At 68.5% G+C, this 12593-nt stretch carries 10 protein-coding genes; 6 read left to right on the top strand and 4 right to left on the bottom strand.

Features of this window, described 5'->3' with window-relative positions:
• Positions 1-407 precede the first annotated feature (407 nt).
• Positions 408-2507 (top strand): glycosyl hydrolase family 18 protein, encoded by a 2100-nt coding sequence (locus VG566_RS12185; RefSeq protein WP_241884625.1) that lies wholly within the window; start codon positions 408-410, stop codon positions 2505-2507.
• Between the two features lie 121 nt (positions 2508-2628).
• On the opposite strand, the gene VG566_RS12180 is transcribed toward VG566_RS12185, so the two are convergent.
• Both VG566_RS12180 and xerD read right to left on the bottom strand, forming a co-directional pair.
• Positions 2629-3414, bottom strand: coding sequence for a thioredoxin fold domain-containing protein (locus tag VG566_RS12180; protein WP_014645882.1), 786 nt, complete (start codon positions 3412-3414; stop codon positions 2629-2631).
• 100 nt (positions 3415-3514) lie between these two features.
• Positions 3515-4492, bottom strand: a complete 978-nt coding sequence (gene xerD / locus VG566_RS12175; protein ID WP_053495973.1) for a site-specific tyrosine recombinase XerD — start codon at positions 4490-4492, stop codon at positions 3515-3517.
• Between the two features lie 56 nt (positions 4493-4548).
• On the opposite strand from xerD, the gene VG566_RS12170 reads away from it, so the two are divergent.
• Entirely contained in the window at positions 4549-5040 is a 492-nt protein-coding gene (locus VG566_RS12170; protein WP_241884624.1) for an RDD family protein, read from the top strand.
• 179 nt (positions 5041-5219) lie between these two features.
• Here the strand turns inward: VG566_RS12170 and lptG are convergent, their stop codons facing one another.
• Both lptG and lptF read right to left on the bottom strand, forming a co-directional pair.
• Positions 5220-6326 carry an LPS export ABC transporter permease LptG gene (gene lptG / locus VG566_RS12165; RefSeq protein WP_241884623.1) on the bottom strand — a complete coding sequence of 369 codons (1107 nt, stop codon included), beginning with the start codon at positions 6324-6326 and terminating at the stop codon, positions 5220-5222.
• Positions 6323-7405, bottom strand: a complete 1083-nt coding sequence (lptF, locus tag VG566_RS12160) for an LPS export ABC transporter permease LptF (RefSeq protein ID WP_032962260.1) — start codon at positions 7403-7405, stop codon at positions 6323-6325. The genes lptG and lptF overlap by 4 nt, the downstream gene beginning before the upstream one ends.
• A gap of 104 nt (positions 7406-7509) precedes the next feature.
• Here lptF and VG566_RS12155 point away from each other — a divergent pair, with 104 nt between their 5' ends.
• The 4 genes from VG566_RS12155 (at position 7510) to VG566_RS12140 (ending at position 12569) form a co-directional block, all read left to right on the top strand.
• A complete protein-coding gene (locus VG566_RS12155; RefSeq protein WP_164167647.1) occupies positions 7510-8988 on the top strand; it encodes a leucyl aminopeptidase in 1479 nt (492 codons plus the stop codon).
• An 82-nt stretch (positions 8989-9070) separates the two neighbouring features.
• Positions 9071-9496 carry a DNA polymerase III subunit chi gene (locus tag VG566_RS12150; RefSeq protein ID WP_014645876.1) on the top strand — a complete coding sequence of 142 codons (426 nt, stop codon included), beginning with the start codon at positions 9071-9073 and terminating at the stop codon, positions 9494-9496.
• 19 nt (positions 9497-9515) lie between these two features.
• On the top strand, positions 9516-9707 hold the full coding sequence (locus tag VG566_RS12145) for a YqaE/Pmp3 family membrane protein (protein WP_014035920.1): 192 nt from the start codon (positions 9516-9518) through the stop codon (positions 9705-9707).
• A gap of 33 nt (positions 9708-9740) precedes the next feature.
• Positions 9741-12569 carry a valine--tRNA ligase gene (locus VG566_RS12140; protein WP_423172689.1) on the top strand — a complete coding sequence of 943 codons (2829 nt, stop codon included), beginning with the start codon at positions 9741-9743 and terminating at the stop codon, positions 12567-12569.
• Positions 12570-12593 lie beyond the last annotated feature (24 nt).

Raw genomic sequence — 12593 nt, 5'->3', positions numbered from 1 at the left:
GGCTGGTTGCGAAGGAACCTGTCAGAGGCGGGGTGGTTGGGGTCAGGCGGGGTGTCCGCGGCATGGATGCCGCGGCCAAGCCCCCAGGGACGGGTTCACGGCGTCCCCGCCTGACCCCACCCACCCGGCCAAACCCATGAATTCGCGCCCGACCAGCCACGAGGGGCTCCGCCGATGGCCGCCGACCGCGCGCAGCGCCGCTCTCCGCCCGAATCCCGGAACCATGCGCTTGCTCACGGATTGACCACGCGATTGATGACAACGTTGTCCCCACCTGGCGCCGGACTCTCTCCCCGGCCCCCCAGGTACCCCGTCCGCCCCCTCCGTCGCCTTCCCGGGCGACGCCCGGACCTGCGTCACGCGCGGCGCCATCGGGGCCCGCGCGCCCTTTGATCGGAGACTTACCCATGTACGACCCGATTGTGCGCAGTGCCGAACGTTCGACCCGAAGCTGTCGTCCCCGCCACCTGGCCTGGCTGCTTGCCCTGGCCGCCGGTACCGCCGCCCTGCCCGGCCTGGCGCAGGCTGCCAGCTGTGCCGGCGTGGCCCAGTGGGACCAGGCCAGGATCTACCGGGCCGGCGATACCCTGCAGAAAGGAGGCGTCCTCTATCGGGCGAACCAGGACATCTGGAACGCGCCGCCGGACCATCCGGCCGGTGCGCCCTACTACACCAACCTTGGTGCCTGCGATGGCAGCGGCAGCAACCAGCCGCCGGTGGTCAGCCTGACCTCGCCGGCCAACGGCGCCACCTTCAGCGCCGGCAGCACGGTCAACGTGACCGCTACCGCCAGTGACCCGGACGGCAGCGTCGCCAAGGTCGAGTTCTTCCGCGACGGCAGCTCGTTGGGCGTGGCCACCGGTGCGCCGTATGCGGCCAGCTGGGCCAATGCCAGCGCCGGCAGCCACACCCTGCGCGCGGTCGCCACCGACAACAACAACGCCACCGCCAGCACCGCGACCATCACCATCACCGTCAACGCCGCCGGTGGCGACACCACCGCACCGAGCGTGCCGGGCGGGCTGGCGGTCGGCACCCGTACCGCCAACAGCATCGCGCTCAGCTGGAGCCCGTCCACCGACAACACCGGCGGCAGTGGCCTGGCTGGCTATGACGTGTACCGCAACGGCAGCCTGGTCGGTTCGCCGTCCAGCGCCAGCTATGTGGATGGCGGGCTGACCGCATCGACCACCTACCGTTACCGCGTGCGGGCGCGCGACAACGCCGGCAACACGTCGGCGCAGGGCACCGAAATCAGCGCCACCACGCTGGCCGGTGACGGCGGCACCACCGGCAAGCGGGTCATCGGTTACTTCACCCAGTGGGGCATCTACGGCCGCAACTACCGGGTCAAGAACATCGACAGCAGCGGCTCGGCCGCACGCCTGACCCACATCAACTACGCGTTCGGCAACGTGCGCAACAACCGATGCGAAGTCGGCATCACCCAGCCGTCGGATCCGAACAGCGGTGCCGGTGGCGATGCTTTCGCCGACTACACCAAGGCCTTCAGTGCCGCCGAGAGTGTCAGCGGCAGCGCTGATACCTGGGACCAGCCGCTGCGCGGCAACTGGAACCAGCTCAAGCAGCTCAAGGCCAAATACCCGGGCATGAAGGTGCTGATCTCGCTGGGTGGCTGGACCTGGTCGCGCGGCTTCTCCAGCGCAGCGCGCCCGGAAAACCGCCAGGCCTTCGTCGCCTCGTGCATCGACGCCTACATCAAGGGCAACCTGCCGGTGACCGACGGTGCCGGCGGTGCCGGTGCCGCGCTGGGCGTGTTCGACGGCATCGACATCGACTGGGAATACCCGGTGGCCTGTGGCATCGAATGCGGCAAGCCGGAAGACAACGCCAACTTCACCGCGCTGATGGCCGAGTTCCGCCGCCAACTCGATGCGGTGCGTCCGGGCCTGTTGCTGACGGTGGCGGTGGGTGCCGGCATCGACAAGATCCGTGTCACCGATCCGGCCGCATACCACCCGTACCTGGACTACATCAACGTGATGACCTACGACTTCCACGGCGCGTGGGATGCGAAGACCAATCACCAGTCGGCGCTGTTCGATTCGCCGAATGATCCGTCCACCGGCGACCAGAAGCTGTACAACAGCAACGACGCCATCGAGGCCTTCATCAGCCGCGGCGTGCCCGCCGCCAAGCTCAACCTGGGCATTGGCTACTACGGGCGTGGCTGGACGGGTGTGGCCAACGCCAACAACGGCCTGTACCAGACCGCGACCGGCGCCGCCCCGGGTACGTATGAAGCCGGCATCGAGGACTGGAAGGTGCTGAAGAACCTGGCGTGGCCGGGCTACACCGACAACACCGCCGGTGCCACCTGGATCTACAACGGCAGCACGCTGTGGAGCTTCGACACCCCGGCCAACATCACCCGCAAGATGGGTTACGTGAAGACCCAGGGCCTGGGCGGCGCGTTCGTCTGGGAGTTCAGCGGTGACGATGCGCAGGGCACGCTGACCAAGGCGGTCAGTGATGGCCTGAAGTAAGCAAAAAGCCGGGGATGCGACACGCATCCCCGGCTTCCTGCCTGTAGAGCCGAGCCCATGCTCGGCTGCTGTTTCCGCAGCCGAGCATGGGCTCGGCTCTACAGAAAAAGACCAGCGGCGATCAGCGCTTGGCCGACAGCTTCTCCAGCGCGGCACGCAGCTGCGCCGGCGGCAGGTAGCCGCCCAGCTGGGTGCCATCCGGCGCGAAGATCGCCGGCGTTCCATTCACGCCCAGCTGCTGGCCCAGCGCGTACTGCATCGCCACCGGGTTGGTGCAGTTCCTGGCCGGCACGCTGCCACCGCGCTTGGCGTTGGTCAGGGCCTGGCGACGATCCGCTGCACACCAGACCGAGATCATGTCGGTGTAGTCCTTGCTGCCCAGGCCCATGCGCGGGAACGCCAGGTACTCGACGGTGATGCCGTTGCGGTTGAGTTCGGCGATGTCCTGGTGCAGCTTGCGGCAGTAACCACACTCGATGTCGGTGAACACGCTGATGGTGTACTTGGCGTTCGGCGCGGCGAACACGATGCGATCGCCGTGGTTGGCCTTGGCCAGCAGGCCGCGGCGGTAACCAAGCAGGCCCTCGCTGTTGGCCGGACCCTTGGCGCGGGTGTCGTAGGGCTGCGACTGGAACAGGTAGCGGCCGTCATCGGACACGTACAGCAGCTGGCCGGAAACGACGACCTCGCGGAAGCCGGGGAACGGCGCGGCACCGATGTAATCGACCTGGAAACCCGGATTGAGCGCGGTCAACGCGGCACGTACCGCCTGGTCGGCCGGCGCGTTGGCGGCCGGGCTGGCCTTGGCCGCAGCGGCAGCAGGCGCCTTGGCGGCCGGCGGAGCCGGCTGGGCGCAGGCGGTCAGGCTGAGCGCACCGAACACGGCGGCGATGGCAAATCGGAGCATGGAGCGATCCGCAGCAGAAGAAGACCCCGGATTCTGACACAGCCGCCGGTACCGGGCCGCGACGCCCGGCACGGCTCCGGGCAGCGATTCAGCCCGGCGCTCAGCCGCGCGGATGGTGGCGGGCGTGCAGCTTCTGCAGATGCTCGCGCGCTACCAGGGTGTAGATCTGGGTGGTCGACAAGGAACTGTGGCCGAGCAGCATCTGCAGCGCGCGCAGGTCGGCACCTCGGTTGAGCAGATGGGTGGCGAAGCTGTGGCGCAGGCCATGCGGGCTGATCCGCGCCGCGTCGATGCCGGCCACCTGCGCATGGCGCTTGACCAGGTGCCAGAACGCCTGCCGGGTCAGCGCATGCAACGTCGGCTCGATGAACAACGGGGTCTGACCATCCGCCAGGGCATGCACCTTGCCCTTGCCGACCAGCAGCGGGCGCGACTGCTGCAGGTAACGCTCCAGCCAGTGCTGCGATTCCTCGCCCAGCGGCACCAGCCGTTCCTTGCTGCCCTTGCCGGTGACCCGCAACACGCCCTGGCGCAGGTTGACCGCCGTGGCCGGCAGCAGCACCAGCTCGCTCACGCGCAGGCCGGCGGCATACATCAGTTCCAGCATGGCGCGGTCGCGCAGGCCCAGCGGGCTGTCGATGTCCGGTGCCGCCAGCAGCGCATCGATCTGGCTCTCGGCCAGCGCCTTGGGCAACAGCCGCGGCAGCTTCGGGGGGTCGAGCAGCGCACTGGGGTCTTCGCTGCGTTCGCCACGGCGCACGCCATCGGCGAAGAACGCCCGCAGCGCCGACAGCAGGCGCGCGTTGCTGCGCGGCGACCAGCCGTGGCGGGTGCGCCAGGCCAGGTAGTCGAACAGCCCGGGACGTTCGATGCCGGCCAGGCCACCGTCGCGTCCATCCATCCAGCGCGCCAGCCCTTCCAGGTCGCGCCGGTAGCTGTCCAGGGTGGCGCGGGCCAGGCCGTTCTCGGCCCAGATCGCATCGAGGAAGCGCTGGATGCGCACACTGTCGTCGGCGCGCAGCTCGGGCAGTTGCTGGACCAGCTGGCGGCGTTCGGCGGGGGTGGAAACAAGGGCCATGCATGCAGGATACGAGGGCCACTGCGGGCACGGCCAGCTTTGCGTATGCTCGGCGCATGTCCCGCCCTGCCACCGACACGGCCCCTGCGGCCGCTACCGAAACGCCCCGTCCGCGCGCGCTGCTGCCCTGGCGCATGCTGGCGATGGCCTACGACGCGCTGCCGGTGCTGGCGCTGTGGATGCTGGCCGGCACGCTGTTCACCCTCGCCTACACCTTCAGCGGCCACGCGCAGCGCGAGAACATCGCACCGTTCAGCGCTTGGCAGTGGCTGCTGTGGGCGGTGTGCTGGGCGATCACGGGGTGGTATGCCACGGCCAGCTGGCGCCGTGGCGGACAGACGCTGGGCATGCGGCCGTGGCGGCTGAAACTGCAGTCGCGCGATGGCACGCCGTTGCGGCACGGCCAGCTGTGGCTGCGCTTCGCGGTGGGGACGCTGTCGCTGCTGCTGGGCGGCCTGGGATTCTGGTGGGCCTGGGTCGACCGCCAACGCCTGACCTGGCACGACCGCGCCAGCGGCACCCGCCTGGTGCGCATGCCCAAGCGGTGATGCACGATCTGTAGAGCCGAGCCCATGCTCGGCTGGCAGGCGGTGCGCAAAAAGCAGCCGAGCATGGGCTCGGCTCTACAGAATCCAGCACGCTGGGCCGGGATGCTGGTGGTCCTGGCACGGATGCCGAAGCGGTGGATTGCCCCGGTAGCGCCGGGCATGGCCCCGCGCTACCAGAATCAGCCCGACTTGCGCCGGAACAACAGTCCGGACACGGCCAGCATCACGATCGGCGGCAGCGCATAGGCAATGCGGTAATCGAACTTCAGCGCACCGGCCATGCGGCCGAAGAACAGCTGCAGCAGCCAGAAGCCCAGTGCAAACAGGATGCCCAGGAACAGGCGCTTGCCCATGCCGCCGCTACGCAGCGACCCGAACGCGAACGGCACCGCGGCCAAGCACAGCGCCAGCACGTTCACCGGGTAGAACCAGCGGCTCCAGTACACATCCTCGAAATCACGCGCATCCAGCCCGTTGCGATGGCGGTAGGCAATGCTGGTGCTCAGCTCGGCCACGCTGAGGTTTCGCGGCTTGGCGATGCCGGTGGCCAGCGCCGCCGGATCCAGCTTCGAGTTCCACGGCTCACGCGCCACTTCCTGGCGGGTGGCCGAGCGCTCGCCGAAGGTGTCGCGACGCACCCCGGTCAGCACCCAACCGTCCTTGTCGTGCTCGGCGGTGGCGGCATGGGTCAACGAGGCGATATTGCCGTCTTCGGCGATCCGGTACAGCCGCACGTCACGCAGGATCAGCCGCGTGCCCTTGTCGCCCACCAGCTGTTCCTCGCCGCTCTGGGCGTTGAGGAAGGTGTCGCCTTCGCGTGCCCATAGGCCGGAGTAGCGGGTGGTGGAGATGTCCCGCCCCCACTTGGCACTGGCCTTCAATGCATCGGCACGGTCCTGCCCCCACGGGCCCAGCGTCTCGGCGCTGAGCACCATCACTGCGGTCAGCAGCGACAGCGCGATCGCCACCGACACGCTCAGGCGCTTGCGCGACAGGCCCAGCGCACGCAGGGCGGTCAGCTCCGAGGTCGCGGCCAGCTGGCCCAGGCCCATCAGCGCGCCGATCACCGCGGCGGTCGGGAACATCGTGTAGGCGCGGCGCGGCACCGTGTACAGCACCCACGCGGCGGCATGGCCCAGGGTGTAGCCGTTCTTGCCGATGTCCTTGAACTCGCCGGAGAACGCCATCACCACGTCCAGGCCGACCAGCACCGCCCAGGTCAGCAGCACCGTGGTGAACACCGACTGGCCCAGGTACAGATCGAAACGCATCGGGCGCAGCCTCATGCGCGGGCTCCCTTCGAGCGGCCCAGGCGGCCATCACGTGCATACATCCAGATCGCCAGCGCCAGCAGCGGCACGGTCAACCACCACAGGCCGAGCGCGGCCGGAATCTTGCCGTTGGCGATCCAGCCACTGCCGATGAACATCAGGTTGGTGCCCACCATGTAGGCCATCAGGGCCAGCATCATGCGGCCGTAGCGCTGCTGGCGCGGCGAGCTGCGACCCAGCGGCACGGTCAGCAGGGCGAAGGCCAGCGCGATCAGCGGCGGTGCCAGGCGGCGGTGCAGCTGCGCCTGCGCCTGGGGGCGCTCATCGCCGATCAGCTGCAGGGTCGGCATCAGTTCCGGGTCGTCCTCGGTGCGGGTCTGTGCACCGTCGGGCAGGGCCACGTCGTTGCGGGCAAAGGTCGCCAGCCGGTAATCCAGCGCGCCGGCCACCGGGCCTTCCACCTGGTGGCCATCATCCAGCTCCAGGAAGCGCTGGCGGGTGCCCTCGAAGAACATGCGGCCACCATTGGCGGACACCACTTCCAGGCGGTCATCCTTCTGGCGCTGCAGGAACACCTTGCCCAGCTGGGTGCCATCGGGCGAGATCGAGGACAGGTACACCACGCCGCCATTGGGCAGCGGGGTGAAGCGGCCCGGCTCCAGGCCGGCCATCAGCACGCTGCGGTTGGCCTCGATGATCATCTGCTCGGCCATCCGGCCGGCCCACGGGCCCAGCCACAGCGAGCAGGCGCCGACCAGCAGCACCACCGGCACCACCAGCATCAGCAGTGGCCGCAGCAGCCGCTTGGGCCCCACGCCAATGGCGGTGATGACCGCCATCTCCGAGTCGCGGTAGAGCCGGGCCACGGCCAGCAGCAGGCCCAGCATCAGCGCCAGCGGCAGGATCAGCGGCAGGTAGGCGATAAACTGCAGGCCCAGCTGGGAGAACAGCAGCTTGGCCGGCAGGCGTCCGTCGGCGATGTTGCCGAGGATGTCCACCAGCACGCCGCCCACGCTGACCACCAGCAGGACGATCAGGGTAGCCAGGAAACTCTGGACGAAATCGCCCAGCAGGTATCGGTCGAGCTTCAGCATGGGGCGGTGGTTTAAACTCTGGGGTTCGTTCGCGGTGCCGCCCAGTCTACTGTCTGGGCGTAAACGGCCTGCGATTGTACGGACTCGCCAATGGAATCTGCTCAATGGCCCTCGAATTCACCCTGAACCACGTTGCTCCGGCCGCCGCCACCGTTGATTGCCTGGTGGTCGGCGCGTATGCCGACCATACCCTGACCCCGGCCGCGCAGGCCCTGGACGCCGCCAGCGGTGGCCGCCTGACCTCGCTGGCCCAGCGCGGCGACCTGTCCGGCAAGACCGGCGCCACCACCCTGCTGCACGACCTGCCGGGCGTGTCCGCGCCGCGCGTGCTGGTGGTCGGCCTCGGTGACGCCGCCCGCTTCGGCGTGCCGCAGTACCTGAAGGCCGTTGGCGACGCCGTGCGCGCGCTGAAAGCGGGCGCTACCCGCAGCGCACTGTTCACCCTGTCCGAAGTGGCCATCAAGGACCGCGACGCGGCCTGGGCGATCCGCCAGGCGGTGATCGCCGCCGATCACGCTGCCTACCGCTACACCGCCACCCTGGGCAAGAAGAAGGCCGACGACGCCGGCCTGGCCCAGCTGGCCATCGCCGGTGACGACGCCCAGGCCCTGGCCCAGGGCCAGGCCATCGCCGCCGGTGTCGAGTTCGCCCGCGAGCTGGGCAACCTGCCGCCGAACTATTGCACCCCGGCCTATCTGGCCGACGTGGGCGTGAAGTTCGCCGGCGAGCACGAGGGTGCCGAAGCCGAGATCCTCGACGAGCACCAGATGGAAGCGCTGGGCATGGGCTCGCTGCTGGCCGTGGCCCGCGGTTCGGCCAACCGCCCGCGCCTGGTCGTGCTGAAGTGGAACAATGGCGGCGACGCCAAGCCCTACGTGCTGGTCGGCAAGGGCATCACCTTCGATACCGGTGGCGTCAACCTGAAGACCCAGGGCGGCATCGAAGAGATGAAGTACGACATGTGCGGTGGCGCCAACGTCATCGGCACCTTCGTCGCGGCGGTCAAGGCCAAGCTGCCGCTGAACCTGGTGGTGGTGGTGCCGGCGGTGGAGAACGCCATCGACGGCAACGCCTACCGTCCTTCCGACGTGATCACCTCGATGTCGGGCAAGACCATCGAAGTCGGCAACACCGACGCCGAAGGCCGCCTGATCCTGTGCGACGCGCTGACCTACGCACAGCGCTTCGAGCCGGCCGCGCTGGTCGACGTCGCCACCCTGACCGGTGCCTGCATGGTCGCCCTGGGCCACCAGACCGCCGGCCTGATGAGCAAGCACGACGACCTGGCCAACGAGCTGCTGGCCGCCGGCGAGCACGTGTTCGACCGCGCCTGGCGCCTGCCGCTGTGGGACGAGTACCAGCCGATGCTGGATTCGACCTTCGCCGACGTCTACAACATCGGCGGCCGCTGGGCCGGCGCGATCACCGCCGGCTGCTTCCTGTCGCGCTTCACCGAAGGCCAGCGCTGGGCCCACCTGGACATCGCCGGCGTCGCCAGCGATGAAGGCAAGCGTGGCATGGCCACCGGCCGCCCGGTCGGCCTGCTGAGCCAGTGGCTGCTGGACCAGGTCGCCCGCGCCTGATGCCGTACCCGACCCTGGCCGGCAGACGCCGGCCGGGGCCTCGCCCGGCACTGCCGGGCCCTTGCCTGACCCGGACCCTGCCATGCCCCGCGCCGACTTCTACCTGATCGCCAAGCCCCGCTTCCTGACCGAGCCGTTGCGCCTGGTCTGCGAACTGGCGCGCAAGGCCAACGACGCAGGGCTGTTCACCCTGGTGCTGGCCCGTGACCAGGCCCAGGCCGAGGAACTGGACGAGCTGCTGTGGGCGTTCGACAACGATGCCTACATCCCGCACCAGATTGCCGGCGAAGACATGGACGAGGAAGAGGCCCTGGTGCTGATCGCCGTACCCGGCACCGACGCGCCGGCACGCCCGCTGGTGATCAACCTGCGCGATGAGCCCTGGCTGGGCCAGTGCGAACGCGTGCTGGAAGTGGTTCCGGCCGATCCGGAAGCGCGCGAACCGCTGCGCGAGCGCTGGCGCCAGTACAAGGCCGCCGGTTACGACCTCAACAAGCACGACATGTGAGCCCGGCGAGGACCCCTTGATGCGCCTGCTGATCGCCCTGATTCTTCCCTGGCTGTCCTTCTTCACCATCGGCCGGCCGCTGGCCGGGATCGTCTGCCTGATCCTGCAGATCACCCTGATCGGCTGGCTGCCCGCCGCCATCTGGGCCGCCTACGCGGTCAGCCAGTACCACACCGACCAGAAGATCCGCCGCGCCCTCGGGTCGCGCTGATCTCCCTTCCGCCTTGATTACCGGTTCCCCCGCATGACCCAACTCGCCTCCAGCTACGACCCGACGTCCTTCGAGACCGACCTCTACGAGGCCTGGGAGAAGGCCGGCCACTTCAAGCCGTCCGGCACGGGCGAGCCGTACACCATCCTGCTGCCACCGCCGAACGTGACCGGCACCCTGCACATGGGCCATGCCTTCCAGCAGACCCTGATGGATGCGCTGGTGCGCTACCACCGCATGCGCGGCTACGACACGCTGTGGCAGGTCGGTACCGACCATGCCGGCATCGCCACCGAAATGGTGGTCAGCCGCAACCTGGCGCTGGAAGGCAAGGGCGAGACCCGCGATTCGCTGGGCCGCGAAGGCTTCATCGGCAAGGTCTGGGAGTGGAAGCAGCAGTCCGGCGACACCATCGAACGCCAGATGCGCCGCCTCGGCACCTCCGCCGACTGGTCGCGCAGCACTTTCACCATGGACCCGCAGCCATCGGCGGCGGTCAACGAGGCCTTCGTGCGCTGGTACGAGCAGGGCCTGATCTACCGCGGCCAGCGCCTGGTCAACTGGGACCCGGTGCTGAAGACCGCCATTTCCGACCTGGAAGTGGAGAGCGCCGAGGAGGACGGCTTCCTGTGGTCGATCGCCTACACGCTGGATGACGGCCTGAGCTACGAACACGTCGAGCGCGATGCCGACGGCGTGGAAACCCTGCGCGAAACCCGCGACTACCTGGTCGTTGCCACCACCCGCCCGGAAACCCTGCTGGGCGATACCGCGGTGATGGTGCACCCGGAAGACGAGCGTTACGCGCACCTGATCGGCAGGAACGTGGTGCTGCCGTTGACCGGCCGGCGCGTGCCGGTGATCGCCGACGACTACGTGGACCGCGCGTTCGGCACCGGCGTGGTCAAGGTCACCCCGGCGCACGACTTCAACGACTATGAAGTGGGCGTGCGCCACAGCCTGCCGATGATCAACCTGTTCACCCCGGTGGCGGCGCTGAACGAGAACGCGCCGGAACGCTTCCGGGGCCTGGACCGCTATGAAGCACGCAAGGCCGTGCTGGCCGAGCTGGAAGACCTGGGCATCCTGGTCGAGACCAAGGCGCACAAGCTGCAGGTGCCGCGTGGCGACCGAACCGGCCAGGTGATCGAGCCGTACCTGACCGACCAGTGGTTCGTGAAGATGGACGACCTGGCCAAGCGTGGCCTGGACCTGGTCGAGGACGGAAGCATTGCCTTCGTGCCGCCGAACTGGATCAACACCTACCGCCACTGGATGAACAACATCCAGGACTGGTGCATCAGCCGCCAGCTGTGGTGGGGCCACCGCATCCCGGCGTGGTTCGATGCCGCCACCGGCAGCTGCTACGTCGGTCGCAGCGAAGAGGAAGTGCGGGCCAAGCACAACCTGGGCAGCGAGGTGGTGCTGAACCAGGAAAGCGACGTGCTGGAGACCTGGTTCTCCTCGCAGCTGTGGCCGTTCTCCACCCTGGGCTGGCCGAACGAACAGGCCATGGCCGAGCGCGGCTTCGACCGTTACCTGCCGTCGTCGGTGCTGATCACCGGCTTCGACATCATCTTCTTCTGGGTGGCGCGCATGATCATGGCCACCGACAACCTGGTCGGGAAGATCCCGTTCAAGGACGTGTACTTCACCGGCCTGATCCGCGACGGCCAGGGCCAGAAGATGTCCAAGAGCAAGGGCAACGTGCTCGACCCGCTGGACATCATCGACGGCATCACCATCGACGACCTGGTCGCCAAGCGCACCGGCGGCCTGATGCAGCCGAAGATGGTGGAGAAGATCGAGAAGGCCACCCGCAAGGAATTCCCGGACGGCATTGCTGCCCACGGTGCCGATGCGCTGCGCTTCACCATCGCCGCGCTGGCCACCCACGGCCGCGACATCAAGTTCGACATGAACCGCGCCGAGGGCTACAAGAACTTCTGCAACAAGCTGTGGAACGCCAGCCGCTTCGCGCTGATGAACACCGAAGGTGCGGCGTTCACCGGCGTGCCGACCCCGCGCACCGATGCCGAGCGCTGGATCCTTTCGCGCCTGGCCGCCACCACCGCCGAAGCGCAGGGCCATTTCGCCGCGTACCGCTTCGACCTGCTGGCGCAGTGCCTGTACGAGTTCGCCTGGAACGCGTTCTGCGACTGGTTCCTGGAGCTGAGCAAGCCGGCACTGAACGGTGCCGACGCGGCTGATGCCGAAAGCACCCGCCACACCCTGCTGTACGTGCTGGAAGCGCTGCTGCGCCTGCTGCACCCACTCACCCCGTTCATCACCGAACAGCTGTGGCAGCAGCTGGCCCCGCGCCTGGGCCTGGCCGAAACCACGCTGTCGCTGCGCCCGTATCCGACCGCCGCCGAATTCGCCGGTGATTTCGCCCAGGCCGAGGCCGACGTGGAATGGCTGAAGGCGGTGATCGGTGCGGTGCGTCGCGTGCGCAGCGAATTGAACGTCGCGCCGTCCAGGCAGGTGCCGCTGCGCCTGCAGGCCGGCCTGGAGCAGGACCGCGTGCGCATCGAACGCTTCAGCGCCTCGCTGTCGTTCCTGCTGAAGCTGGACAGCATCCAGTGGCTGGCCGAGGGCGAAAGCGCACCGCCGGCGGCCGCCGCGATCGTGGGCGAGCTGAAGCTGCTGGTGCCGCTGGAAGGCCTGGTCGATCTCGATGCCGAGCGCGCGCGCCTGGACAAGGAGATCAAGCGCGTGGAAGGTGAGCAGGAAAAGAGCGAAACCAAGCTGGCCAGGTTCACCGACAAGGTGCCACCGGCGGTGGTCGATCAGGAGCGCGTGCGCCTGGTCGACTGGAACACCCAGCTGGCCGGCCTGCGCGAGCAGCGCGCGAAGCTGTAACGCCGCGCTTTGGTGCGTGCCAAC

It is taken from the genome of Stenotrophomonas sp. CASM114 (assembly GCF_049384325.1).
Lineage (GTDB): Bacteria > Pseudomonadota > Gammaproteobacteria > Xanthomonadales > Xanthomonadaceae > Stenotrophomonas > Stenotrophomonas muris.
This window is presented reverse-complemented; position numbering and strand designations above follow the sequence as displayed.

What these genes read in the sequence shown, in the direction of transcription:
- VG566_RS12185 (WP_241884625.1), top strand. Translation starts at nt 408, where the DNA reads ATGTACGACCCGATTGTGCGCAGTGCCGAACGTTCGACCCGAAGCTGT.
- lptF (WP_032962260.1), bottom strand. Translation starts at nt 7,405, where the DNA reads ATGCTGAAGCTCGACCGATACCTGCTGGGCGATTTCGTCCAGAGTTTC.
- VG566_RS12180 (WP_014645882.1), bottom strand. Translation starts at nt 3,414, where the DNA reads ATGCTCCGATTTGCCATCGCCGCCGTGTTCGGTGCGCTCAGCCTGACC.
- VG566_RS12170 (WP_241884624.1), top strand. Translation starts at nt 4,549, where the DNA reads ATGTCCCGCCCTGCCACCGACACGGCCCCTGCGGCCGCTACCGAAACG.
- VG566_RS12155 (WP_164167647.1), top strand. Translation starts at nt 7,510, where the DNA reads ATGGCCCTCGAATTCACCCTGAACCACGTTGCTCCGGCCGCCGCCACC.
- VG566_RS12140 (WP_423172689.1), top strand. Translation starts at nt 9,741, where the DNA reads ATGACCCAACTCGCCTCCAGCTACGACCCGACGTCCTTCGAGACCGAC.
- lptG (WP_241884623.1), bottom strand. Translation starts at nt 6,326, where the DNA reads ATGAGGCTGCGCCCGATGCGTTTCGATCTGTACCTGGGCCAGTCGGTG.
- VG566_RS12145 (WP_014035920.1), top strand. Translation starts at nt 9,516, where the DNA reads ATGCGCCTGCTGATCGCCCTGATTCTTCCCTGGCTGTCCTTCTTCACC.
- xerD (WP_053495973.1), bottom strand. Translation starts at nt 4,492, where the DNA reads ATGGCCCTTGTTTCCACCCCCGCCGAACGCCGCCAGCTGGTCCAGCAA.
- VG566_RS12150 (WP_014645876.1), top strand. Translation starts at nt 9,071, where the DNA reads ATGCCCCGCGCCGACTTCTACCTGATCGCCAAGCCCCGCTTCCTGACC.